Raw genomic sequence first — 22791 nt, forward strand, 5'->3', positions numbered from 1 at the left:
AAGACGCGTCAGTGCTGCACGCGTGCCAGGAACTCCGCGGTGGCGGCGTGCTGCGGGGCGTCGAACACCTGAGAGGGCGGGCCCTGCTCGACGACGACGCCGTGCTCGAGGAACACGATGCGGTCGGCGACCTCGCGGGCGAACGACATCTCGTGGGTCGCCATCACGATCGTGGCGCCCTGCTGCTTCAGCTGCCGCACCAGGTCGAGCACCTCGCCGACCAGTTGCGGGTCGAGCGCGCTGGTGATCTCGTCGAGCAGCAGCACCTCGGGCTGCGTGAGGACGGCGCGCACGATCGCCACGCGCTGCTGCTGTCCGCCCGAGAGCCGGTCAGGATACTCGTCGGCCTTGGCGCCGAGCCCGAGAGTATCGAGCAGCTCGCGCGCCTTGGCCCGCGCCTCCGTCTTGCGCATGCCGTGCACGCGCACCGCCGCGAGCGTGACGTTGTCGAGCACGGTGAGGTGCGGGAACAGGTTGAAGTGCTGGAAAACGACACCGATCCGCGCCCGCACGGCATCGGCGTCGACCCGCGGGTCGGTGATGTCTTCGCCGGACAGGAAGATCTGTCCGTCGTCGATGCCCTCGATGAGGTTCATGGTCTTGAGCAGCGTCGACTTGCCGGAGCCCGAGGCGCCGATCAGCACGACGACCTCGTGCGTGCCGACCGAGAGGTCGATGCCGCGCAGCACGTCGTGGTCGCCGAAGCGCTTGCGCACGCCCCTGGCCTCGATCACGGGGACGCTCATACGACTCCTCCGGCCTGCTCGCGCTTGTTCAGACGCGCCGTGACGACATCGGTAAGGCGGATCATCGGCCAGCTGAGCACGATGAACATGAGACCGGCGACGACGTAGGGCGTGAAGTTGTAGGTCTCGGCGACCATCAGCTGAGCTGCGCGCACCGCATCGACCGCCCCGAGCACCGAGATCAGGCCGACATCCTTCTGCATCGACACGAAGTCGTTCATGAGGGCGGGGACGACCTTGCGCACACCCTGCGGGATCACGACGATCCGCAGGGTCTGGCCGTGAGTGAGGCCGAGCGAGCGCGCCGCGATGCGCTGCGAGGGGTGCACTGCCTCCATGCCCGCACGGAGCACCTCGGCGACATAGGCCGAGTAGGTCAGGACCAGCGCGATCGTGCCCCAGAACATCGGGGGCATGCGCGGGAAGATCCCCAGCGCGGGGATGCCGAAGCCGACGAGGTAGAGAACGATCAGCAGCGGGATGCCGCGGAAGAAGTCGGTGTAGGCCGCGGCGAGCGCGCGCAGCGGGAAGAACACCGGGCCGCGCAGCGAGCGCATGGTGGCCAGGAGCGTGCCGAGGATCGCGACGCAGACCACGGCGATGACGAGCACCAGCAGGTTGACGAGCAGGCCCTGGAAGATCGGTCCGATGCTCTGGAGTGCGACCTGCGGGTCGAAGAACGTCTGGCTGACGATCGCCCAACCCGGGGTGTTGACGACGACCACGATCAGCACCGCCAACAGCGCGATGCTGCTGCCGAACGCGATCAGGACGGATCGGGTGGTCGCCCGACGCCGCAGAACGCGGCGTGACAGCTCGAGCTCGCTCGGCTGCCACTCCGCGTCGACGGAGGTCGAGGTCATTTCAGGACAGGGACGTCGACCGCGTCGCTGAGCCATTTCTGCTGCAGCTCGTCGAGCGTGCCGTTGTCACGCAGGGCGTCGACCGCCTTGGTGACATCGGCCGTGAGGGCTGAGCCCTTGGGCAGCACGATGCCGAAGTCGTCTCCGCCGTTCGCGTCGGCGAACTGTCCGGTGACCACGCCATCGTCGAGCTGGGCGCCGACGACGTAGAAGGCGCCGGGGAGGTCGGTGATCATGGCGTCGATCTGACCGCCCTTGAGTGCGAGCACGACGTCGTCGACCGAGTTGAAGACGTTGAGGTCGGCCTCGCCGAGCTGAGCCTTGGCGACCGTGTAGCTGGTGGTGCCGCTGGCGACGCCGACCTTGGTGGCCTTGAGCTCGTCGATGGTCGTCGCCGACGCCGCGGGCGAGCCGCCGACCGCGACGACGGCCTGCGTGGTCGTGTAATACGGCGACGAGAAGTCGACGGCCTTCTTGCGGTCGTCGGTGATGGAGAACTGCTGCAGGTTGATGTCCCAGTCCTTGGGGCCGGGCGCGATGGCGCCGTCGAAGGTGGTGCGCACCCAGACGATGTCGTCGGCCGTGTAGCCGAGCTGCTCGGCGACGGCGTTGGCGACCGCACCCTCGAAGCCCTCGCCGTTGGAGGGGTCGTCGTCGACGAACCACGGCTCGTAGTTGGGCTCACCCGTGGCGATGGTGAGCTTGCCCTCGGTCACGGTCGGAAGTCCCGAGCCGTCTCCGCTGCCGGAGTCGGTCGACGGCGTGCTGCACGCGGAGAGGGTGAGGGCGATGGCGGCGGCCGCAGCGGCGACGACCGTCGCGCGGCGGAGGGAGGGGGCGAAGGGCACGATGACTCCAGGGCGAGGAAGGGTATGGAGAAGACGGCGAGGCAGGACGGGTCTGCTTCTGCAGAGACGGGTCTGCCTCTACAGAGTAGGCGATGCGGCCAGTCGCCAATCGGCGAAATCGAAACCTGGGGACACGAAGCACGACACCAGGACCTCCTCCGCATCCAGCGGACGGGCGGCCTGCCAGACCCCGGCGGGCACCAGCACCTGCGCGGCGTCGTCGGGGCCGAGCACCACGGCGGTCGCCTCGCCCGGTTCCGCGCCATCGCCGCCGAGGCTCAGCTCGAGCCGCCCAGGTCCGTGCCACAGCCACAGCTCGTCGCTGGTCACGACGTGCCATTCGCTCTTCTCCGATGGACGCAGGAGGTAGTGGATGCAGGTGGCCGCGGGTCGCGGACCGTTCGGCGTCTCGACCGGCAGAGGGCTCGTCCAGGTTCGGCGGAACCAGCCACCCTCGGGGTGCGGGGCGAGGTCGAGCCGCTCGGCGGTCGTGGGGCGCTGTGTCATGAGACACCTCCGGTCTCGGGGGTGACCGCGGCGCGGTCGAAGGAGTCGATCGCGAAGCGGACCTCGCCGGAGACGATCGTGGCGGCGGTACGGCCCGCCCCGTGCTCGACGAGTTCGGGAACGGCGTCGGGGCCGGCCGGCACGTCGAAGAACGTCAGGTCGGCGAGCGCCCCCACGGCGAGGTACCCGGTGCGGTCGGGGCCCACGTCGATCCCCATGGCGTGCGCCCCGCCGAGGGTCGCGGCACCCAGCAGGCGGGCGTGCAGGTCGCGGTCAGTGTAGCCCTGCGAGCGGGCGATGCGCGCGAGCTCTGCCACGTCGGCCAGCACATCGAGCGAGGGGCTCGACGACAGAGAGTCGGTGCCCACGGCGATCGGACTGCCCTCGCGCAGATACGCCGCGATCGGCGGCTCCTCGAGTCCGATGACGGCGTTCGACCGCGGGCACAGGGCCACGGTCGTGCGGCGCTCGCGCAGGATGGCACGGTCCCTGGCGCTCATGTAGACACCATGGGCGATGTGGCAATCGGGCCCGAGCACGCCGAGCTGATCGACGAACTCCGTGGCGCTGGTGCCGAATCCGGCCTTGCGCAGCTCCTGGAAGCTGGCGAGCCCCGCGGTATGCCAGGCCTGTGGATGCTCGTGCGCGAACTCGCTCTCGAACGCGGCCTCTCCGAGGTGGATGTGGATGCGCCCGCCGCGCTCGCGCACGATGTCGGGGATCTCCAGGAGCGGCTCGATGTCGAGCGAGTACGGGGCGTGCGGCGAGAGGCCGGTTCCGGGCGGGGTCGGCAGCGCGTCGAGGGCCTGCTCGACCTGGGTGCGTCCGGTGCGCGCCCAGTCGGCGTTGGTCCAGCTCATCACCTCCCAGTAGGTGATGCCGTGCAGCCGGGCGTCGTGCAGAGCTGTCGCCGCCGCACGATCGGTCACCACGTCGGCCACGGCCGTCGTGCCGGAGCGCAGCGCCTGTGCCGCGCCGTCCGCCGCATCCGCCGCCCAGTCGCGACCGCCTTCGTACACCGGGTCGAATGCCCGCACCCAGTCGTCGAAGCCGTCGTACTGGCCACGGCCGACCGAGGCCATGCCGGTGTACTGCAGGTGCGTGTGGGCGTTCACGAGTCCGGGGGTCAGCACGCCCGGCCAGTGCACCTCGTCCGCGTCGATGCCGCGCTCGGACAGCGATCGGAGCACCCACTCGCGTTCGCCGACATGCATGATCCGCCCCTCGCGCACGGCGACCGCGCCGTCGACGATGGGAGGCGCGGTGATCGGCACCACGAGACCTGCCGAGTAGACGGTGACGGCGGTCATGCGGACTCTCCTCGGAATCGCGGCGAGCGCCACTCGCGCTGCGCGTCGACCTGCGCGCGGCTGCGCTGGTCGATGTGCTCTCCGCGCAGGGCGAGAGCGGCGGTGCCGATCGTGACGTCGGCCTCGGCCGGGAGCGGATGCACGCCGGCGGGCAGTTCGTGGGCGAGAAGGTGCTCGACGGCGAAGAGCTGCACCGAGAACGACAGGTCCATGATCTCGATCGGGTTGCCCTCCCCCACGGACAGGTTCACACATCCGCCGCGGGCGATCACGAGCGCTCCGGTGCCGGCGCGCTCGACGAAAGCGGAGGCTTCGCCGTTCACACCCTCATACGGTCGCAGCGTCGACGCATCGAGGTCGATCTCGTGTGGGACCCCACCCGCGACCGCGACGATCGCCGCCGTGCGCAGCACCTCGGCGTCGACCGTGTGCGGCGCCCCTGTGGCCGAGACGACGAGCGCACCGGGGGCGAGATCGTGCAGACGTCCGATGCGGTACCCGTCGTGCGCGGCTCTGAGGGCGCGCACCGGATCGGTCTCGCTGACGCCGACCTGCGCGCCGAGCGCACGCAGGTGGGCGGCGACGCCCTCGCCGACGGGCCCGTAGCCGACCACGACCGCCGGCCGGTCACGAAGGCGGATGCCGGCGTCGTCCAACGCGTCGGCGATCGCGAACACGCACGACTGCCCGGTGCCGTATCGGTTGTCGAAGGAGGTCTTGGTCAGGGCGTCGTTCACCGCGATCACGGGGATCTCGAGCACGCCCTCCTGCTCCATGACTCGCAGCGGTGTGAGACCGCTCGTGGTCTCCTCGGCCGCACCTCGCAGCTGCGGCGCGAGAGACTCCTCATGCGCGAGGCGGATCAGGTGCGAGCCGTCGTCGAGCAGCAGGTCGAAGCCGCGGCGCAGGAACGACACGGCGGCGGCGCGTTCGGCGGCTCCCGAGAGCGAGGGATCGCCGTCGACCGGGATCCCGCGGGAACGCAGCACCTCGGCGACCTCGACGTCGATCTCATCGGGGTGGGCGTAGACGGCGACCGTGGCTCCTGCATCCCGCAGCAGCAGGGCGAGCTGGGCGGTCTTCGGCTCGAGCACCATCGCGATGCCGATGCGCACTCCGCGCACCGTGCCGTTCTCGCGCAGACGCCGCGCACGGTCGGTCGCGACGGGCATATGGCGTCCGGCCGCATCGACGCGATCCTCGGCCCTCTCGCGGGGCGGCAGCGCCTCACCGTCGAGCAGGATCTCGGGCGTCCCTCCCGGCGCGAACACGACCCCCGCGTCGCCGAGATGCGCACCGAGCGCCGGAAGCAGGGCGCGGAGAGCCTCGGCCACGCCATCCGTCCCGATGACCGAGAAGTCCCGGCCCGACACGAGCAGGTTGGTCTCACGGGCGAAGCGGCGCACCAGCCGCTGGGCGGTCACGGTCTCGTCGGTCACCAGTCAAGGGTAGAGCCCGCGGGGGTGGCCGAATGCCAGGGCGAGGCAGACCCGCACCCGGAATGTGTCCGTGCATTTCGGGGACTCTGGATTCGTCCACGCCCTTCCCCTTTCATGGGGGCATGACCCGTCAGATCCGCTTCAACGCCTTCGACATGAACTGCGTCGCCCACCAGTCGTCCGGCCTGTGGCGGCACCCCGACGACCGCTCGCGCCAGTACAACACCATCTCGTACTGGACGGAGCTTGCGAAGCTGCTGGAGAGCGCGACCTTCGACGGCATCTTCATCGCCGACGTGCTCGGCACCTACGACGTGTACGGCGGCACGAACGAGGCCGCTATCCGCAACGGCGCGCAGGTGCCGGTGAACGACCCGATCCTGCTGGTGAGCGCGATGGCCGCGGTCACCGAGAACCTGGGCTTCGGCATCACGGCCGGCACCGCGTTCGAGCACCCCTACCCGTTCGCGCGCCGGTTGAGCACCCTCGACCACCTCACGCAGGGCCGCGTCGGCTGGAACGTCGTGACCGGATACCTGCCCAGCGCCGCGCGCAACATGGGCCAGGAGGACCAGCTCGCCCACGATGACCGCTACGACCACGCGGACGAGTACGTCGAGGTGCTCTACAAGCTCTGGGAGGGGTCGTGGGAGGACGACGCCGTGGTCGAGGACCGCGAGCGCGGCATCTTCACCGACCCGGCCAAGGTGCACCCGATCGGGCATGAGGGGAAGCACTTCAGCGTGCCCGGCATCCATATCTCCGAGCCCTCGCCACAGCGCACGCCGGTGATCTACCAGGCCGGTGCGAGTCCGCGCGGCGTGAAGTTCGCGGCCGAGAACGCCGAGGCCATCTTCGTCGCCGCCCCCTCGAAGGAGGTGCTCGCCGGAACGGTCAGGCGCATTCGCGACGCCCTCGAGGCGGCCGGACGCGACCGGTACGACGCCCGCATCTACACGCTGCTCACCGTGATCACCGCCGCCACCGCCGAAGAGGCGACGGCGAAGCACGCGGAGTACCTCTCCTACGCGAGCCCCGAAGGCGCCCTGACGTTCATGTCGGGGTGGATGGGCGTGGATCTGTCACAGTACGCCGAAGACGAGCCGGTCGGGAACGTCGAGTCGAACGCGATCCAGTCGGTTCTGCAGCACCTGAAGGAAGAGGCCGACCTCGGCCGCGAATGGACCGTCGGCGACTTCGGACGCCACAACGCGATCGGCGGCCTCGGCCCCACGATCGTCGGGTCCGGCGTCGAGATCGCCGACGAGCTGCAGTCCTGGGTCGAGGCGACCGACATCGACGGCTTCAACCTCGCCTACGCGGTCACCCCCGGCACCTGGCAGGACATCATCGAGCACGTGATTCCGGTGCTGCGCGAGCGCGGCGCCTATCCCGAGGAGTACGCGCCGGGCACTCTTCGCAACAAGCTCCACGGTCGCGGCGACCGGGTGCAGGACACGCACCGCGCCGCGAAGTATCGCGTCGGGGCGTTCGCCCGGGCGTGAGCCGTGACCTCAGTCGTCGCTGCGGCTGAAGATCCCGCGGAGCACCAGGAAGACCACGACCGCGACGACGGCGACGATCATGAGCTTGAAGATGAAGGCCAGCACCGAGAACAGCGCGCTCACGATCCACCACGCGATCACGACGGCGAGGATGACGCCGAGGATGGTCCAGATGTTCTTGGTCATGCCTCCAGCCTACGGAGTCGCAGCTGGGGGAATCTCGTCGAGCGACCGGTAGACGGGAAGTCCGAGCTCCTGCGCGATCTCGACGTCCTTGTCCGCACCCGACGACTCCCCCGGCAGACGCAGCACGGCATCGCAGTGCTGCAGCAGGCGGCGGGCCGTCTCGTACATCACGTCGCCCTCTCCGGCATCCACCGGGTCGAGCGTGCGCAGCACCGGAAGCGCTACCCATTCGCCGATCATCGGCACGTGGCCGAGGCGGAAGATCGGGCCCGCGGCCTCCTCCAGGCGGGCGAGGTTCCTCGCGATGAGGGCGGGGTCGCCGTCGGTGCCCGAGCGGTAGGGGCCGGCGATCAGGATCAGCAGTGGCGTCGTCATGGGGATGACTGTAGTCTGAATCATGCACAATCGTGCAACTTCGTGAGGAAACGCATGCTCGCCGCCCAGCGCAAAGACCACCTGCTCGACCTTCTCGCCCGTGATGGACGGGTGGTGGCCAAGACCGTCGCCGACGAGGTCGGGGTCTCGGAGGACGCGATCCGACGCGACCTCCGGGAACTCGCCGAAGAGGGAAAGCTCCAGCGCGTGTACGGCGGCGCCCTGCCGATCCCTGCCCCGGAGGCCCCGGTGAGCGAACGCACCGAGCTGGCGACCGCGAGCAAGGAGCGCGTCGCACGCGCGGCCGTGGCCACCATCCGGCCCGACTCGACGATCATCCTCGATGCCGGCACGACCACTCTCGCCATGGCCCGGATACTGCCCTCCGGCACGGGGCTCACGGTGATCACGGCGAGCCCGACCGTCGCACTCGCGGCGGCGGAGCACTCGGACGCACGGGTGATCATGGTCGGTGGGGAGCTCTCTCGACACTCACTGGTGACGGGCGGCGGAATGGCGATGGAGGCCATCCAGCACGTCGCGGCCGACACGTTCTTCCTCGGCGCCACCGGCATCGATCCCGCACGCGGCCTGACCACCGGCGAGCTCGACGATGCCGTCACCAAGCGGGCACTGGCATCGCGCTGCACCGAGACCGTCGTGCTCGCGAGCGAGGAGAAGATCGGCGCTGTCGCGCGCTATCCCATCCTCGCGCTCGACGCCGTCACCGCGATCATCACCGACCCGGCCGACGACAACCCGCTCACCGCGGAGGTCCGGTCGAGCATCGACGGACAGGAGTGAGGACGTGGGCGGCGAGCGCACGAGCATGATCCTCTGAGCTTCACGCCCCTCCGGTTCCGGCCGACTCCGATCAGAGCTGGGCGCGACCGAGTCCGGGGAAGTCGAGCGAGGTCTGCTCCTGATCGCGCCAGGCACGGTGCACGAGGACGTCGGGACTCGACACCCGATAGGCGTCGCGCAGCGCGGCGACGCACCTATCGGCGAACTCCCGATAGTCGGCCGCGTACGCAGGCAGCGCGAGTTCCGAGGTCCAGTTCGGCTGCGCGACCCCCGGCTCTTCCCAGCCGGCGGCCTTCAGCACCGTCTCGTCGGCATCCGTGACCACATCGAGTCCCGGCGCCTCGGCGTACAGCTTGTCAGGATCTCCGGCGAACTGGACGTAGCGCAGCGGGTCACCGTCGACCGACACGATGAGGAACACCTGGTCGGTCACACCGCGGAGCGCCGTGACGAGACGGAGCCCGAAGGCTCCCCACGCCGACGGCTGCGCGTCGGATGCCCGCGGGACGGAACGCTGCGCGACGGCGTCTCGGCTCGTCGCCGCCCACGGCATCGGCTCAGGCGTGCGGATCGTCTCGAAGTCGAGGTCGGGATCATCCATGGGTACGAACTTCAGCCACGGCTGCAGCTCCGGCCGCTCGAAACCGAGCATCTCGAATCCCTGCTCGGCTGCTCGTGGATCGAGGGTGCCGAGTCGCGCCAGCCCTCGACGGTCCGGCCCGTCTCTGCCGGGCTCTACGGTGACCGTGATGCCGCGATACGTACCGCGGTGTTCGACGCGGAAGCACTCCAGCTGTTCATCCGGAGAGATGTTGCGTACCCACCCGTTCCCGATCCGCCGGAAACCCTCGACCGGGGTCGAGCTCCAGAGTGCCCAATGGCCTCCGGGTGTGGCGAGCGGGTACTCCGTGTTCCCGACGCGGACGTAGCGTCCTGACTTCTGCACGTTCAGCCCCCCGGCTTCCGGGTCGGCGCGGCGACCCCGCGCGTCGGCGTCGCCGACAGAGAGCTGCATGTCATACGAGCCACCCTAGGCGAGCCGTCCGACGCCGCGGATGACGAGCGCCCGGGCGAGGTCGCGCAGCTGCTGCGCCGAGTACCCCACCCGTCGCCCGAGCGCGACCGTGGTCATGTCATGATCTTCCCCATCCTTTCGGCATCAGAGTCCACATAAGCACGTGGGGTTCATCATTGAGGGATGGAGATGCAGGAGATCATCGAGACGGTCCGCGGCTTCCCGCAGGGTGCCGAACGGCGGGTGGGGTGAGCATGTCCACTGCGCAGGGCATGACCGAGACCGAGCGACGGATCGTCGCGGTGTGGGCGGCCGACTGCGCGGAACGGGTGCTGCCCCTGTTCGACGCGGAGGCACCCGACGACGACCGCGCGCGCGACGCCATCGCGCGAGCTCGAGCCTTCGCACGGGGTGAGCTCACGGCTGCGGGAGAGATCCGTCGCCGCTTCGTCGCGGGCCGGGCCGCCCACAGCGCCGCTTCACCCGCGGGGGTCGCCGCAGCCCGCTCGGCCGCCCAGGCCGCAGGGGTCGCGCACATGGGTGCCCATGCGCTCGGAGCCGCCGCCTACGCCGCGAAGGCCGTGGAGCTCACGCACCCGGAGGACCCGGATGCCCGCGCCGCCGAGGTGCGGTGGCAGCTCGCCGCCCTGTCGCCCGAGGTCGCATCCGCACTCCGGCGACTGCCTCCCCTCGGCACCGACACCGCGGGCCCCCTCGGCCCCGGTCTGCTCGCCTCCGGCACGCTCGGCGAGGTGATCCGCGAGATCCAGGCCGCCCTCGGCGCCTGAGGCTCACGACCCGCTTCAGCCCCGATTCAGCGTCGAGCGGCCACACTGGAGGCATGCGGATCCTGGTGGTGGACGACGAAGTGCGTCTGGCCGAGGGCGTGCGCCGCGGCCTGGAGGCCGAGGGCTTCGCCGTCGACGTGGCACACAACGGCGTCGACGGACTCTGGCGCGCGCGTGAGACACGGTACGACGCGATCGTGCTCGACCTGATGATGCCGGGCATGAGCGGCTGGAAGGTGTGCGAGGCGCTCAGGGCCGAAGAGAACTGGACCCCCGTGCTGATGCTCACGGCGAAGGACGGCGAGTGGGACCAGGTCGAAGCGCTCGAGACCGGGGCCGACGACTACGTCACCAAGCCCTTCTCGTTCGCGATCCTCGTCGCGCGCCTGCGTGCTCTCGTGCGGCGCGGAGCCGTCGCGCGTCCGGCGATCCTGGAAGCGGGCGATCTGCGGCTCGATCCCGCAGCGCACCGGGTCTGGCGGGGCGAGACTCCCGTGAGCCTGACCGCTCGGGAGTTCTCGGTGCTCGAATACCTGATGCGTCATCGCGGCCAGGTGCTGTCGAAGCGCACCCTCATCGACGGCGTCTGGGACGACGACTTCGACGGCGATCCCAACATCGTCGAGGTCTACGTCGGGCACCTGCGCCGCAAGCTCGACAAGCCGTTCGGACGCGAGGCGATCGAGACCATCCGCGGAGCGGGCTACCGGCTGGCGGCCGACGGTGGCTAGTCGCAGCTGGCGCTCTGTGCGCGGCAGGACCACGCTCGGCGCCACCGTCGTCGTCGCCGTCGCACTCCTCATCGGCGCCTTCTCGTTCTACGGCGTGCTCAGCGCCAGCATCCACGGCAGCACCGAGCGCGCGGCGGAACAGCGCCTCGAAGAGCTCACCGAACGCGCGGGCGGCCCCGGCGGCAAGGACATCGATGCGCTCGACGACGAGATCCTGCAGATCATCGGTGCGGACGGTTCGGTGCGCGCCGCCAGCGAAGACGCCAGGGAGAAGCTCGGGTCGACACCCCTCCCCGTCGACGACGATCCGCAGACGACCACTGTCGACGGAGAGACCGTCCTCGTCGTCTCGGAGGACATCGAGCGCGACCAGACCCTCGTGCTCGCCGTCTCGATGGAGGACGATGCCGAGACCCTCGCGACGGTCGCGACGCTGCTGGCCATCGCCCTCCCCCTGCTTCTGCTGCTCGTCGCCGTGACCACATGGTCGGTGGTCGGCCGAGCCCTCCGCCCGGTCGAGCTCATCCGCGAAGAGGTCGACGGCATCACCGCAGAGCGCCTGCACCAGCGGGTACCGGTGCCGGAGACCGCCGATGAGATCGCCGCGCTCGCGACGACCATGAACGGCATGCTCGATCGGCTCGACGCGGCGGCCACCGCGCAGCGGCGCTTCGTCTCGGACGCTTCCCACGAGCTGCGCTCGCCCCTCGCGACGATCCGTCAGCATGCCGAACTGGCCCAGGCCCATCCCGATGTGACGAGCATCGGCGAACTCGCCGAGGTGGTGTCGGAGGAAGGACTGCGCCTGCAGGGCATCGTCGAATCACTGCTGCTGCTCGCCCGCCTGGATGAGGGAGCGAGCACCCATGACGAGGCGGTCGACCTCGACGACATCGCCCTCGGCGAGGTGCGCCGGCTCCGGGCCGCGGGAATCGACGTCGACGGCTCCGGGATCCACGCCGCCCGGGTGCACGGCGACCCGCGACTGCTCGGGCAGCTGGTGCGAAACCTCGCCGACAACGCCGTGCGCCACAGCCGCGGGCGCGTCGCGATCGGGGTGACGCCATCGGACGGATACGTGTTCGTCACGATCGAGGACGACGGCACCGGAGTGCCGGCCGAGGAGCGGGAGCGGATCTTCGAGCGCTTCGTCCGCCTCGACGAGGCCCGCAGCCGCGACGCCGGAGGCAGCGGATTGGGCCTCGCGATCGCCCGCGGCATCGCCGCCAGCGGCCACGGGACCCTCACGGTCGACGACTCCCGCTGGGGTGGTGCGCGCTTCGTGCTCACCCTGCCCCTCGGCGCCTGACCAGACGGACCCGAGGTTCCTGAAGAGGTCTTCAGGACGCTTCAGGGAGGCTTCAGCGCCCGCGGGAGACCATCGAGACATGGACGACAAGACACCCACCCCCGACCAGACGCCCGCTCCTGACCAGACGCCGCAGAGCACTCCGGATGCGGAGACCGTGCCGGTGACCCCGCCCCCGACGCCCGGCGCGGAGGCCCCGATCGCGGGCTCCGGACAGCACCCGGTCTTCCCCGCCGCAGAACCCGTGCCCGCTCCCGCGACGGCCGCATCGAAGCCCGGCCGCACGCGCGCGCTCCTCATCGGCGGAGGCATCGCTGCGGCCGTCGTCCTGGCGGGTGGCGGCGTCGCGGTCGGCGCGGCGATCGGCGACGAGTTCGGCGACGACGATCGCTCGTCGATGTCCGACGACGGCCCCCGCCACGACGCCGATGACCACGGCCCGCGCGGCGAGGACCGCGGCGACGACCGCGGCGACGACGACCGCGGCAACGCCCCCTCGAACGGCCGCGGCCCGGTGACCGGAATCGGCACGGCTTCCGCCGACGAGCTCATCGAGATCGCCGACGCCGCACGGGGAGCGGCCGACGGCGAGGTCACCTCGATCGACGCGAAGCGCGACGGCACCTGGGAGGTGCAGCTGACGACAGCCGCCGGGGCGGAGACCGAGGTCCGGGTCGACGAGGCCCTGGTCGCATCCGTCACCTCCACCGACGCGGCCGACGGTGACGACACCGGCCCCGCGCTCACCCTCGACGACGAGACGATCCGCGCCCTGGTCTCCGCCGCACTCGCCGAGGCCGAGGGGATGATCACCGACCTCGATGTCGACGGCGACGACGTGAGCCCCTACGACGCCTCGGTGCTCACCTCGGACAACCGCTCGATCGACATCGACTTCAGCGCCGACTTCGCCGTCGTCGGAACCGACATCGACTGAGCTGATCCGGGCCGCGTCCTGTCGGGCGGACCCGAGACGCCCGGCTCGACGGTGCCGCCGCTCCCACCCGGGGGCGGCGGCATCGTCGCATCCACCGGGCCTCGAAGCCGATTAGCATTCAAGGATGACGAACTCCGATCCGATCGACGACATCTCCATCGGCGGTGAGGTGATCCGCCTCGGGCAGTTCCTCAAGTTCGCCGGACTCCTCGACTCGGGCGGCGACGCCAAAGAGGTCATCATCGACGGGTACGTCACGGTGAACGGCGAGATCGACCGCCGCCGAGGACGCCAGTTGCGCGACGGCGACCTGGTGTCGTTCGAGGGACGAACGGTCCGCGTCCGCCCGTGACCGTCTGACTCCTCGTCAGCCGCCGCTCACGCCGGCGTCACATCCATTCGAGCACCTGCTCGATCAGGATGCCCACGCCGATGACGGTCATGGCGATGCCGGCGATCCGCGTGACCACCGAACTCGCGCGGGGCCGGGTGCGCAGCAGTCGACGGGCGAGCAGACCGACCGTCGTGTAGACGATCGCGATGTTGAGCAGGTGCAGTCCGCCCAGCGCGAGCATCTGCGTCGTCGACGGCCAGCCATTCGGACTCGTGAACTGCGGCAGCAGGGCGAGGAGCAGCAGGAGCCCCTTCGGGTTGATGCCGCTGACACCGGATCCGCGCAGGAACTGCCCCCACCCTCCGGTCGCGATCGGCTCGCCGCTCTCCGCGATCGGAGCCGGACGGCTGGCCAGGGTCGTGGCTCCGAGGAAGATCAGGTAGAGCGCACCGACCACCGTCAGGGTCGTGAGGGTGACGGGATACGCGGTGACCAGCGCGCCGAGACCGAGAGCGACGGCGACGATCACGACGGTGTATCCGGCGATCATCCCGAGGATCGACGGTGCGATGGAGCGGGCACGCAGGCCTGCGGAGATCGCATACGCCCAGTCGGCGCCGGGGGTCAGCGCGAGCATGACGGCGACCACCCAGAACTGCATCACCAGAGCGATATCCATCGGTTCTCCTCAATCCGAGGAAGAGACTACGAAGGATCACGCGAAAGGTGCTCCGATTCTTCGAGCCATCCGCGCCTTCACCTGCAAGAATTGTCGTCATGGACGCACTCGACCGGGAGATCCTCTCTCTGCTGCAGGATGACGGCCGGATGAGCGCGACCCACCTCGCCTCGCAGGTCGGCCTGAGCCTGTCCGCCTGCCATCGCCGACTCAAAGAACTGGAGCAGTCCGGCGCGATCGAGCGGTACCGCGCGGTGGTCGCCCCGGCAGCGGTCGGCCTCACCTTCGAGGCCATCGTCTTCGTGACGATCGGGCGCACCGACAAGGACACGATCGTGGCGTTCGAAGAGGCCGTCGTGGCGATCCCCGCGGTCGTCGAGGCGCAGCGTCTGTTCGGCGACCCCGACTACATGCTGCGCATCCTCACCCGCGACATGGGCGCCTACCAGGAGCTCTACGACAACACCCTCGGCGCCCTGCCCGGCGTGCAGCGTCTCACCTCGACCATGGTGATGAAGCGGCTCGGGGCCGATCGGGCCGTGCCGATCCCCTGACGCAGCAAGGACAGCGCCGGCGCCGTGATCAGACCGCGACAGCGCTGATCGATGCGTGCGGACGGCGTCCGTCCTGCACCCGGGCCTCGCTGTCGACCACGCGGAAGCCAGCGCGCTCCAGCAGCACGGACAGCCCCTCGACTGACCAGTAGTGCGCCGTCGTGACGGCATGCGGGAAGGGCTCCCCGTCGACCCCGGCGAAGAACCCGACCAACAGGGCTCCCCCGTCGCGGAGAACGCGTCGAGCATGGGCGAGGAGGACCGCGAGCTCATCCGGCCCTGCGTGGATCAGCGAGTACCAGGCGAGCACGCCGCCGAGGGAACCCGACGCGACGCCGACGTCTGTCAGCGATGCCACCCGATACCGAACGTGCGGGAACCGCGCGCAGGCACCGGCGACGAACTCCGGCACCAGGTCGATGCCTTCGGCGTCGATCCCTCGTTCGGCGAGGAACGCGGTCCAGTGCCCCGGGCCGCACCCGGCATCGAGGATGCGCCCGTCGACCGCATCCGCCCAGCCCCCGATGCGCTCCCGGTCGACCTCGTCCATCTTCCCGATATCGCCGAACAGCTGCGTGTACTCGGCGGCACGTGCGGCGTATCCGTCTCGGATGCGCCGGTCGCTCCCTGAGTCGTCCACCACGGCTCTCCCCTCAGCGTCCATTCGCGATCACCGCCGTCCACGGTATCCGGCTCCCGCAAGCAGCACCCCCTCGACGCCCGGACACGACGACCGATACTGTCTGGTCATGACTACGACCGACGCGCCGGTGCGCTCACCTCGTTGGCACCTTCTCGGTTCGCTGCCCTTCGCGGCGGCCGCGCTCGTCCTCGTGAACGGGCTCTACATCTTCCTGGTGGCGCTCGGGAACATCACCGACTACGGCACCAACTTCGATTTCGTGCAGCACGTCTTGGCGATGGACACCACGAACTTCGGCCAGGAGGCCGGCAAGGGGCTCGATCCCGACGTGATGTGGCGGGCGATCGACAACCCTGTGCTGTGGAACATCGCCTACATCGGCGTGATCATCTGGGAGTCGCTGAGCGCGATCGTCCTGATCGTCGCTGTCGTGTTCTTCGTGCGCGGATTCCTCGGCCACGGCTTCCACGCCGCCCGCGTGTGGTCATCGATCGGGCTGGTGATGATCATCCTCCTCTTCGTGGGCGGGTTCATCTCGATCGGCGGCGAGTGGTTCCAGATGTGGCGCTCCACCTCGTGGAACGGACTCGACCCCGCCTTCCGCAACTCGGTGATCGCCGGCATCGGCCTGGTGCTGCTGCACCTCCCCTCGCCCCGCTGGGACGACACCGCACCGCGTCGCGACGCCTCTCGCTGATCGAGGTCGCTGCATCGACCCGGGTTCAGTCTCGGAGAATCGAGTGCTGCTCGCCCTTCGCCGGCGGTGTGTATGCGCAGGTGTCACCCGCACACAACTGCGGCTTGCGCCGCGCGAAGCGCTGGGCGACAACGCATCCCAGACAGATCCCGAAGGCTGTCTCCAGGTACAGCAGGAGAAGACACACCCCGCAGATCACCTGAGCGACGATCGTCGGCAGGCCCAACCATCCCAAGCTGAAGCACCCCGCGAGGGACATTCCGAACCCCATGCCCCAGGCAAGGATCTTCGACCGCGCCTCCACCCACTCCGGACGCTGCGGGCGAGTGATCAGCGCACCCAGGATGAGCGTAGGAGTGAAAGCTGTTCCGACGAACAACCGCAGCATCATCTCGATGGCGAACACGATTCCGAAGATCCGCATCGGCTGCAGGTCACCGGTGATCACACTCCAGAGCCACGCCGAGAAACCAGCCAGGAACAGGATCCCCGCTGACGCTCGAACCGCGCGTTCGTTCACGACCGGAGTGTCGATGCCCTCGACCCACTGACCGACGACGGGTTGTTCCTTCACGGGCTGAGATGAGCGCATGGACGAAATAATACCCCGGGGGGTATAATCGGAATCACTTCGATCCAAGGAAAGGTGCAGGAGATGTGCGCTCGCGTGACGTGTGGCCAGTGCGGTAAAGCAACGTGGGAAGGTTGCGGTCAGCATGTGGAGGAGGCGCTCTACGGGGTCCCCGACGATCAGCGGTGCGAGGGGCACCCTCATGGCGCGGCGTAGCCTTCGAGCTGTCGCACTCGGGGCGGCTCTCGCCCTCTCCGTCGCGATGAGCGGCTGCGCTGCCACGGCGTCTCCCTCTGTAGCGATCGTCGAAGACACGGTCGTTGTCGATGTGCGCACCCCCGCGGAGTACGCCGAGGGCCATCTCGACGGCGCCATCAACATCGACCTTCAATCCCCGGAATTCGACACGACCATCTCGGAGCTCGATCCCGAGGATGAGTACGTCGTCTACTGCCAGTCCGGCAACCGATCCGCGCAGGCGGTCGCCGCGATGGAAGCCGCGGGACTCGACGTGCAGGACGCGGGCGGGATCTCTGAGGCCGCAGAGGCCACCGGTCTCCCCGTCATCCGATGACGTCCGCCCCCGCTACCCACGGCTCGGAATGAAAGGACCACAATGACCACTCTCACTGTCACCGGCGACAACCTCCGAGACACCATCAGCCGCACCGACATCGTGATCTTGGACTTCTGGGCGGCATGGTGCGGCCCCTGCCGCGCCTTCGCGCCCGTCTTCGAGAAGGCGTCCGACACACACTCGGATATCACCTTCGGCAAGGTCGATACCGAATCGGAACGAGAACTCGCCGCCGGCTTTCAGATTCGGTCCATCCCCACGCTGATGATGTTCCGGGGCGGTATCGGTGTCTTCTCTCAGCCCGGAGCGCTCAATGATGCGCAACTCGAGCAGGTCATCACCTCTGTCCGCGCATTGGACATGGCAGAGGTGAGAGAGCAGCTCCGTCGCTGATCCGAGTCTGCGCACGCGCCGTCATGAGAGACTCTTCGGCCGCTGACGCCGCCTTCGTCACTGCGGTGAGCTGGCGGAGATACCCCGCGGGGTAGCCCGAGCGTACCGTCGCGCGAGTCGCACCATCGGCGGCGTTTCGAGACCTCGGTTCAGTGCCCGGATTCTCGGGCGAGAGATCAGTTGAAGTCGCCGCCGGGGGCCATGTCCATGAAGCGCGAGTAGTGCCCCTGGAACGCGACTGTGATCGTCGCGGTAGGTCCATTACGGTGCTTGGCGACGATGAGGTCGGCCTCGCCCGGACGCACGTCCTTGTCGTAGACCGAGTCGCGGTGCAGCAGGATGACCATGTCGGCGTCCTGCTCGATCGAGCCGGACTCTCGCAGGTCGCTGATCGCGGGCTTCTTGTCGGTGCGCTGCTCGGGACCACGGTTCAGTTGCGAGAGCGCGATGACCGGAACCTGCAGCTCCTTGGCGATGAGCTTGAGGCTTCGCGAGAACTCCGAGACCTCCTGCTGACGCGACTCGACGCGCTTGCCCGATGTCATCAGCTGCAGGTAGTCGATGATGACCATGCGCAGGCCCTCGCGCTGCTTGAGTCGACGGCACTTGGCACGGATCTCGACGAGCGTCATGTTCGGGCTGTCGTCGATGTAGAGCGGGGCGTCGTTGATGCGGCCTCGTGTCGCGGCGACGGTGGTCCAGTCGCGCGGGTCGAGGTTTCCCTTTCGCATGTTCTGCAGAGGGATCGCACCCTCGGCGCTGAGCAGACGCATCGCGATCTCGCTCTTGCCCATCTCGAGCGAGAAGAAGACGGAGGGGAGGTTGTGGCCGATGGATGCCGAGCGGGCGAAGTCGAGCGCGAGCGTGGACTTACCCATGGCGGGTCGAGCGGCGACGACGATCATCTGACCGCCGTGCAGGCCGTTCGTGAGCTCGTCGAGCTCCTTGAAGCCGGTCGGAACGCCGGTCATGGATCCGTCGCGACCGCTGGCGGCCTCGATCTCCTCGAGGGCGGCATCGACGGCGATCTGCAGGGGGACGTAGTCTTCGGCGGTCTCGGATCCGGTGATCGAGTAGATCTCGGCCTGGGCGTTGTTGACGATGTCGGTCGCGTCGCCCTCACCGGCATAGCCGAGCTGCACGATGCGGGTGCCGGCGTCGACGAGCCGGCGCAGGATCGCGCGCTCCGAGACGATGCCGGCGTAGTAGCCGGCGTTCGCGGCCGTGGGCACGATCGAGGTCAGGGTGTGCAGGTAGTCGGCACCGCCGGCGCGGCCGAGCTCGCCCGTCTTGATGAGCTCATCGGTGACGGCGACGACGTCGGTGGGCTCGCCGTGCGAGTACAGCGAGAGGATGGCCTCGAAGATCAGCTCGTGCTTGGGGATGTAGAAGTCGGCGCCCTTGAGCGTCTCGATCACATCGGCGACCGCATCCTTCGACAGGAGCATTCCGCCCAGCGCGCTCTGCTCGGCGAGGAGGTCGTGGGGAGGCGTGCGCTCGGGCGCGCGCTTCGCGCCCATGCGCTCCTCTGAGATGTCAGCGATCGACACAGTCTTCCCTTCGATGCGACGTTTCCGATGCGATGTTCCGAGGAGACGCCTCGACGGCGGGGCCTGTATGGATCTCGGCCCTCACGCCACCCTGAACAGCAAAACAGGTGCCTCCGACATTCGGTCGCTCGCCCACGCTACGAGCGACTCTTTCCACATGCAACACGGCCTGTGGATAACCATGTGGAAAGCGTGCGGACAAAGTCGGAGTGTCTGTGCACAACGGGTGTGGATAACCCCGTGGAGGAGTGGGAAAGCAAACTTTTTTATCTGCCCTGATCTGGCGTTTACCCTTTCCCCAGCCTGTGGATGAAAATCAGTTTAAATCGGGCGTTGAAGGTTGCCCTCTTCGGGGATGGGATGTGTAGAACCTGGGGAAAGTCAAGCCGAGATTTCTCCGGGCGCGTCACACCCCGACATCCCCGGAAACGCGCGGAGAACCCCCTAGACAGATCGTGCGGCCGCGAGTATCGTCGCCTCCAATCGACGCAGCTCCGTCGAGATTCGTGGCTTTCTGAGGGGGAGGCACACGAGATCACCTTCTGAGGGGGAGGTTGACGTGGACGTTCGGGCCACCCGACGCGGCACACCTGCCGTCGTCTTCTGGGGTGGCATCGGCGTGCTCGCCTGGGCGACGCTCACCGTCCTCCTCTCGGGCGGATCCGCGCATGCGGACGACCAGGAAGACGGGCCGCTCGACGGGCTCACCTCGCTGGTCAGCAACACGGTGTCGGCCGTCACGGCCCCCGTGGCACCCATCGTCACAGAGGTCGTCGCTCCCGTGGTCACACAGGTGGTCGCCCCCGTGCAGCAGGCCGTCCCGGCCGTCGTCACCACCGTGACCGCGCCGGTCGTGAACGCTCCGGTCGTCGGGCCGGCGGTCGCTCCCGTGGTCCATGCCGTGACGGAGACCACGACGGCGGTCGTCGCGCCGGTCACCGACGTGCTGACCGGCGCACCGGTCTCCCAGATCACCGATCCGATTCTCGACACGGTCTCCGGCATCCCGGTGGTCGGCGGGCTCGCCTCCGACCTCGGCCTGATCTCTGCGGTGGGCGACGTGGTCGGCGTGGTCGATGACACCACCGCACTTCTCGGGAACGTCACGAATGAGACCATTCCTCCCGTGCTCGAGGCCCTCGACCCGACCTCGCCCGAACCCGGCGAGGGGCCGGAGAGCATCACCGCGCCTGCGGTGACGACGACCCCGACCGTGATCATCGCGGAGGACATCGCGACGATGCCCCCGGTCATGTCGAAGGCTCTGCCCCCGGCCGGATCGTCGCGTCCGAGCGTGCTCTCCGCCGCGGACGGCGCCACCGGCGCCGGCGACGACACCACTCGTGTGCCCACCGACCCGCCGCCGTCGAGCCCGCCGGGCAGCACGGTTCCCGCGTCGTCCTCCGCCGGTTCCGGCGGAGGAAGCGGCGCCTTTCCCGCGCGCCTCAGCGACGCGAACTCTTCTCCGCTCCGTGCTGGTGAGCGGACATCCGGGGCCTCCGACGACGAGCTTCCTTCGTCGCCGGTCGCCGACACCGACGTCTCTCCTGACTGACGGTTCGTCACGTCGTTCCCCCGGGAACGACAGAAGCAGTGCTGCGCGCGCACTCTGATCGCGCGCACCCTTCAGACGAACGATCCAGTCAGGAGAACGATCATGCGTACATTCATCAAGCGGGCCCTCTGGGGCGCGCTCATCGCCGGAGGCGTCACGCTTCTCGGCGCGACGGCCGCGAACGCGGCCGAGACGACCGGGGACGACGGACTGCTCTCCGGCACACAGGTGGAGACGGCGATCACCGCACCGATCTCGGTCGTGAACAACGCGATCTCGGTGCTGGGCGACGCCGTGTCCACGGCCCCCGCCGCAGCTCCGGCACCGGCTCCGGCTCCGGCGCCCGCCGCAGCACCGGCTCCCGCACCCGCTCCGGCCCCGGCGCCTGTCGCCGTCGAGACCAGCGGCGCTTCGGGTACGGCATCCGGCACCCAGGCCGCTGTCACCGTCAACCTCCCGGTCACGGTGGCGAACAACGCGGTGAGCGTGCTCGACACGTCGACGACCACCGCCCCGGCCGCGACTCCCCAGAGCCCGGCTCCCCAGGCCGGGACCCCGGCCGAGGCGCCTCTGGTGACCACGAACGGCCTGGACGGAGTGCTCTCGGGCACCCAGGCACTCCTCGCGGTCAACGCACCGATCACCGTCACCGGCAACGCCGTGTCGCTGCTCGGTGACAGCGAGAGCACCGCGCCGACCGGGCAGGGCGCCGCAGCACCGGCATCCTCCGCTCCGGTGGACGTCACGACGTCCGGCGACGACGGCATCGGCAGTGGCACGCAGGTCACGGCGCCCATCACGGCACCGATCACGGTGTCGGGCAACGCGATCTCGCTTCTGGACGACGCGCGGTCGACGGGTACCGGCGCTGCCGGTCCGAGCGACTCCACCGCTCCCGCCACCTCGGCGGCGACCTCGGGTGACGACGCGATCCTCGGCGGCACGCAGGTCACGGCGCCCGTCACGGCACCGATCACGGTGTCGGGCAACGCGATCTCGCTGATCGACGACGCCGCCGTCACCCGCACCGGAGGCAACACTCCCGCAGCGGTCACCCCGGCCACCGGAGGCAACACCACCACCGGCACCGACAGCGTCCTCGGCGGCACCCAGATCACCGCGCCCGTTACCGCCCCCATCGGCGTGACCGGCAACGCGATCTCGCTGCTCGACGACGCTACCGTCACCCGCACCGGTACCGGTGCCTCCCCCGCTCCGACCGCACCCGCGACCGGAGGCAGCACCACCACGGGAGCTGACAGCATCCTCGGCGGCACCCAGCTGGCGCTGCCGATCAGCCTTCCGATCACGCTGGGTGGCAACGCCATCTCCGTGGTCGGCGAGGCGACGGTGACCGACCCCGGCACCGGGACGAACCCGGGGACCGACCCCGGCACCGACCCCGGCACGAACCCGGGAACGAACCCGGGCACGAACCCGGGGACCGACCCCGGCACGACCCCTGTCCGCACGCCCGCAGCCGCCTTCGCCTCTGGCGCGGCGACGACCGGTCAGGCTTCGGGACTCGCGATGACCGGCGGCACGTCGTCGGTCGGACTGGTCGCACTCGCCGCCGTCCTGCTCCTCCTCGGAGGTGCGGGACTCCTGCGACGTCGCCTGACGGCGTAGCGATGACGCCGGTGGTGCGGCCGTCCTCGGGGGAGGAGACCCGCACCGCCGGTGCGCCGCTGCGTCCACCCCACACATCGACGAGGTCGTAGCCCCCCGCTCACCCCGTCGTGCGACGCCGGCGCAGATCGGGCGGATGCCCCGTGGAAACCCCACCCACGGGGCATCCGTCGCGCCCGCGCGGAAGCACCCGGCGGTCCGCCTGTCGGGAGTTCGGACGGACGCAGGGAGCAAGTGCCCGCCCGG

At 69.3% G+C, this 22791-nt stretch carries 26 protein-coding genes; 13 read left to right on the forward strand and 13 right to left on the reverse strand.

Annotated elements, in window-relative coordinates:
- Positions 1–8: 8 nt before the first annotated feature.
- The 6 genes from ASC55_RS10595 to ASC55_RS10620 form a co-directional block, all read right to left on the reverse strand.
- Positions 9–746, reverse strand: coding sequence for an amino acid ABC transporter ATP-binding protein (locus tag ASC55_RS10595; RefSeq protein ID WP_055871285.1), 738 nt, complete (start codon positions 744–746; stop codon positions 9–11).
- Positions 743–1609 carry an amino acid ABC transporter permease gene (locus ASC55_RS10600; RefSeq protein ID WP_055875166.1) on the reverse strand — a complete coding sequence of 289 codons (867 nt, stop codon included), beginning with the start codon at positions 1607–1609 and terminating at the stop codon, positions 743–745. Before ASC55_RS10600 ends, ASC55_RS10595 begins: the two co-directional genes overlap by 4 nt.
- The gene (locus ASC55_RS10605; protein WP_055871287.1) at positions 1606–2457 is read right to left on the reverse strand and encodes an ABC transporter substrate-binding protein; all 852 of its coding nucleotides are present in this window, start codon (positions 2455–2457) and stop codon (positions 1606–1608) included. The genes ASC55_RS10600 and ASC55_RS10605 overlap by 4 nt, the downstream gene beginning before the upstream one ends.
- Before the next feature lie 78 nt (positions 2458–2535).
- Positions 2536–2964 carry a cupin domain-containing protein gene (locus tag ASC55_RS10610; RefSeq protein ID WP_055871295.1) on the reverse strand — a complete coding sequence of 143 codons (429 nt, stop codon included), beginning with the start codon at positions 2962–2964 and terminating at the stop codon, positions 2536–2538.
- Positions 2961–4274, reverse strand: coding sequence for an amidohydrolase family protein (locus ASC55_RS10615; protein WP_055871297.1), 1314 nt, complete (start codon positions 4272–4274; stop codon positions 2961–2963). Before ASC55_RS10615 ends, ASC55_RS10610 begins: the two co-directional genes overlap by 4 nt.
- Complete coding sequence (locus ASC55_RS10620; RefSeq protein ID WP_055875167.1) at positions 4271–5713, reverse strand: adenosylhomocysteinase; 1443 nt, start codon at positions 5711–5713, stop codon at positions 4271–4273. Before ASC55_RS10620 ends, ASC55_RS10615 begins: the two co-directional genes overlap by 4 nt.
- 122 nt (positions 5714–5835) lie before the next feature.
- Between ASC55_RS10620 and ASC55_RS10625 the strand changes: the two genes are divergently transcribed.
- Positions 5836–7218 (forward strand): LLM class flavin-dependent oxidoreductase, encoded by a 1383-nt coding sequence (locus ASC55_RS10625; protein ID WP_055875170.1) that lies wholly within the window; start codon positions 5836–5838, stop codon positions 7216–7218.
- 9 nt (positions 7219–7227) lie between these two features.
- Here ASC55_RS10625 and ASC55_RS17630 read toward each other — a convergent pair whose 3' ends face one another.
- Entirely contained in the window at positions 7228–7404 is a 177-nt protein-coding gene (locus tag ASC55_RS17630; protein ID WP_055871313.1) for a hypothetical protein, read from the reverse strand.
- 9 nt (positions 7405–7413) lie between these two features.
- Positions 7414–7779, reverse strand: coding sequence for a DUF4406 domain-containing protein (locus ASC55_RS10635; protein ID WP_200935164.1), 366 nt, complete (start codon positions 7777–7779; stop codon positions 7414–7416).
- Positions 7780–7821: 42 nt separating this feature from the next.
- Between ASC55_RS10635 and ASC55_RS10640 the strand changes: the two genes are divergently transcribed.
- Positions 7822–8583, forward strand: a complete 762-nt coding sequence (locus tag ASC55_RS10640; RefSeq protein ID WP_235563218.1) for a DeoR/GlpR family DNA-binding transcription regulator — start codon at positions 7822–7824, stop codon at positions 8581–8583.
- 70 nt (positions 8584–8653) lie between these two features.
- Here the strand turns inward: ASC55_RS10640 and ASC55_RS10645 are convergent, their stop codons facing one another.
- Positions 8654–9598 (reverse strand): TY-Chap domain-containing protein, encoded by a 945-nt coding sequence (locus ASC55_RS10645; protein ID WP_055875176.1) that lies wholly within the window; start codon positions 9596–9598, stop codon positions 8654–8656.
- Positions 9599–9852: 254 nt separating this feature from the next.
- Between ASC55_RS10645 and ASC55_RS10650 the strand changes: the two genes are divergently transcribed.
- The 5 genes from ASC55_RS10650 to ASC55_RS10670 all read left to right on the forward strand — a co-directional run bounded on the left by ASC55_RS10650 (position 9853) and on the right by ASC55_RS10670 (position 13715).
- On the forward strand, positions 9853–10386 hold the full coding sequence (locus tag ASC55_RS10650; protein ID WP_055875179.1) for a putative immunity protein: 534 nt from the start codon (positions 9853–9855) through the stop codon (positions 10384–10386).
- A gap of 53 nt (positions 10387–10439) precedes the next feature.
- A complete protein-coding gene (locus tag ASC55_RS10655; RefSeq protein ID WP_017829831.1) occupies positions 10440–11117 on the forward strand; it encodes a response regulator transcription factor in 678 nt (225 codons plus the stop codon).
- Entirely contained in the window at positions 11110–12426 is a 1317-nt protein-coding gene (locus tag ASC55_RS10660) for a sensor histidine kinase (RefSeq protein WP_055875182.1), read from the forward strand. The genes ASC55_RS10655 and ASC55_RS10660 overlap by 8 nt, the downstream gene beginning before the upstream one ends.
- Positions 12427–12505: 79 nt before the next feature.
- Positions 12506–13363 carry a hypothetical protein gene (locus tag ASC55_RS10665; protein WP_055875185.1) on the forward strand — a complete coding sequence of 286 codons (858 nt, stop codon included), beginning with the start codon at positions 12506–12508 and terminating at the stop codon, positions 13361–13363.
- Between the two features lie 124 nt (positions 13364–13487).
- The gene (locus ASC55_RS10670; RefSeq protein ID WP_017829834.1) at positions 13488–13715 is read left to right on the forward strand and encodes an RNA-binding S4 domain-containing protein; all 228 of its coding nucleotides are present in this window, start codon (positions 13488–13490) and stop codon (positions 13713–13715) included.
- 37 nt (positions 13716–13752) lie between these two features.
- Here ASC55_RS10670 and ASC55_RS10675 read toward each other — a convergent pair whose 3' ends face one another.
- Positions 13753–14376: a LysE family translocator gene (locus tag ASC55_RS10675; protein WP_055875188.1), complete on the reverse strand. Its 624-nt coding sequence runs from the start codon at positions 14374–14376 to the stop codon at positions 13753–13755.
- 98 nt (positions 14377–14474) lie between these two features.
- Between ASC55_RS10675 and ASC55_RS10680 the strand changes: the two genes are divergently transcribed.
- Positions 14475–14930 carry an Lrp/AsnC family transcriptional regulator gene (locus tag ASC55_RS10680; protein ID WP_017829836.1) on the forward strand — a complete coding sequence of 152 codons (456 nt, stop codon included), beginning with the start codon at positions 14475–14477 and terminating at the stop codon, positions 14928–14930.
- A gap of 28 nt (positions 14931–14958) precedes the next feature.
- Here the strand turns inward: ASC55_RS10680 and ASC55_RS10685 are convergent, their stop codons facing one another.
- Positions 14959–15573, reverse strand: coding sequence for a class I SAM-dependent methyltransferase (locus ASC55_RS10685; RefSeq protein WP_055876111.1), 615 nt, complete (start codon positions 15571–15573; stop codon positions 14959–14961).
- Positions 15574–15679: 106 nt separating this feature from the next.
- Between ASC55_RS10685 and ASC55_RS10690 the strand changes: the two genes are divergently transcribed.
- Entirely contained in the window at positions 15680–16270 is a 591-nt protein-coding gene (locus tag ASC55_RS10690; protein WP_055875194.1) for a DUF2165 domain-containing protein, read from the forward strand.
- Between the two features lie 25 nt (positions 16271–16295).
- On the opposite strand, the gene ASC55_RS10695 is transcribed toward ASC55_RS10690, so the two are convergent.
- Positions 16296–16988: a DUF4395 domain-containing protein gene (locus tag ASC55_RS10695; protein WP_082524304.1), complete on the reverse strand. Its 693-nt coding sequence runs from the start codon at positions 16986–16988 to the stop codon at positions 16296–16298.
- A 55-nt stretch (positions 16989–17043) separates the two neighbouring features.
- Between ASC55_RS10695 and ASC55_RS10700 the strand changes: the two genes are divergently transcribed.
- Complete coding sequence (locus ASC55_RS10700) at positions 17044–17415, forward strand: rhodanese-like domain-containing protein (RefSeq protein ID WP_082524305.1); 372 nt, start codon at positions 17044–17046, stop codon at positions 17413–17415.
- Between the two features lie 42 nt (positions 17416–17457).
- Positions 17458–17811 (forward strand): thioredoxin, encoded by a 354-nt coding sequence (gene trxA / locus ASC55_RS10705; RefSeq protein WP_055875197.1) that lies wholly within the window; start codon positions 17458–17460, stop codon positions 17809–17811.
- Positions 17812–17987: 176 nt separating this feature from the next.
- On the opposite strand, the gene dnaB is transcribed toward trxA, so the two are convergent.
- Positions 17988–19361 (reverse strand): replicative DNA helicase, encoded by a 1374-nt coding sequence (gene dnaB / locus ASC55_RS10710; RefSeq protein ID WP_082524306.1) that lies wholly within the window; start codon positions 19359–19361, stop codon positions 17988–17990.
- Positions 19362–19920: 559 nt separating this feature from the next.
- On the opposite strand from dnaB, the gene ASC55_RS10715 reads away from it, so the two are divergent.
- Both ASC55_RS10715 and ASC55_RS10720 read left to right on the forward strand, forming a co-directional pair.
- Entirely contained in the window at positions 19921–20916 is a 996-nt protein-coding gene (locus tag ASC55_RS10715) for a hypothetical protein (protein ID WP_055875200.1), read from the forward strand.
- Positions 20917–21018: 102 nt separating this feature from the next.
- On the forward strand, positions 21019–22545 hold the full coding sequence (locus tag ASC55_RS10720) for a hypothetical protein (protein WP_055875203.1): 1527 nt from the start codon (positions 21019–21021) through the stop codon (positions 22543–22545).
- Positions 22546–22791: the final 246 nt, after the last annotated feature.

Origin of the sequence: Microbacterium sp. Root322 (genome assembly GCF_001425645.1) — a bacterium.
Classification (GTDB): domain Bacteria; phylum Actinomycetota; class Actinomycetes; order Actinomycetales; family Microbacteriaceae; genus Microbacterium; species Microbacterium maritypicum.

Excerpts from the sequence above, each read along its gene's own strand:
- ASC55_RS10600 (WP_055875166.1), bottom strand. The coding sequence starts at position 1,609 with ATGACCTCGACCTCCGTCGACGCGGAGTGGCAGCCGAGCGAGCTCGAG.
- ASC55_RS10720 (WP_055875203.1), top strand. The coding sequence starts at position 21,019 with ATGCGTACATTCATCAAGCGGGCCCTCTGGGGCGCGCTCATCGCCGGA.
- ASC55_RS10595 (WP_055871285.1), bottom strand. The coding sequence starts at position 746 with ATGAGCGTCCCCGTGATCGAGGCCAGGGGCGTGCGCAAGCGCTTCGGC.
- ASC55_RS10625 (WP_055875170.1), top strand. The coding sequence starts at position 5,836 with ATGACCCGTCAGATCCGCTTCAACGCCTTCGACATGAACTGCGTCGCC.
- ASC55_RS10700 (WP_082524305.1), top strand. The coding sequence starts at position 17,044 with ATGGCGCGGCGTAGCCTTCGAGCTGTCGCACTCGGGGCGGCTCTCGCC.
- ASC55_RS10610 (WP_055871295.1), bottom strand. The coding sequence starts at position 2,964 with ATGACACAGCGCCCCACGACCGCCGAGCGGCTCGACCTCGCCCCGCAC.
- ASC55_RS10690 (WP_055875194.1), top strand. The coding sequence starts at position 15,680 with ATGACTACGACCGACGCGCCGGTGCGCTCACCTCGTTGGCACCTTCTC.
- ASC55_RS10650 (WP_055875179.1), top strand. The coding sequence starts at position 9,853 with ATGTCCACTGCGCAGGGCATGACCGAGACCGAGCGACGGATCGTCGCG.
- ASC55_RS10680 (WP_017829836.1), top strand. The coding sequence starts at position 14,475 with ATGGACGCACTCGACCGGGAGATCCTCTCTCTGCTGCAGGATGACGGC.
- ASC55_RS10665 (WP_055875185.1), top strand. The coding sequence starts at position 12,506 with ATGGACGACAAGACACCCACCCCCGACCAGACGCCCGCTCCTGACCAG.
- ASC55_RS10695 (WP_082524304.1), bottom strand. The coding sequence starts at position 16,988 with ATGCTGACCGCAACCTTCCCACGTTGCTTTACCGCACTGGCCACACGT.
- ASC55_RS10635 (WP_200935164.1), bottom strand. The coding sequence starts at position 7,779 with ATGACGACGCCACTGCTGATCCTGATCGCCGGCCCCTACCGCTCGGGC.
- ASC55_RS17630 (WP_055871313.1), bottom strand. The coding sequence starts at position 7,404 with ATGACCAAGAACATCTGGACCATCCTCGGCGTCATCCTCGCCGTCGTG.
- ASC55_RS10675 (WP_055875188.1), bottom strand. The coding sequence starts at position 14,376 with ATGGATATCGCTCTGGTGATGCAGTTCTGGGTGGTCGCCGTCATGCTC.
- ASC55_RS10615 (WP_055871297.1), bottom strand. The coding sequence starts at position 4,274 with ATGACCGCCGTCACCGTCTACTCGGCAGGTCTCGTGGTGCCGATCACC.
- ASC55_RS10670 (WP_017829834.1), top strand. The coding sequence starts at position 13,488 with ATGACGAACTCCGATCCGATCGACGACATCTCCATCGGCGGTGAGGTG.
- ASC55_RS10655 (WP_017829831.1), top strand. The coding sequence starts at position 10,440 with ATGCGGATCCTGGTGGTGGACGACGAAGTGCGTCTGGCCGAGGGCGTG.
- trxA (WP_055875197.1), top strand. The coding sequence starts at position 17,458 with ATGACCACTCTCACTGTCACCGGCGACAACCTCCGAGACACCATCAGC.
- ASC55_RS10645 (WP_055875176.1), bottom strand. The coding sequence starts at position 9,598 with ATGCAGCTCTCTGTCGGCGACGCCGACGCGCGGGGTCGCCGCGCCGAC.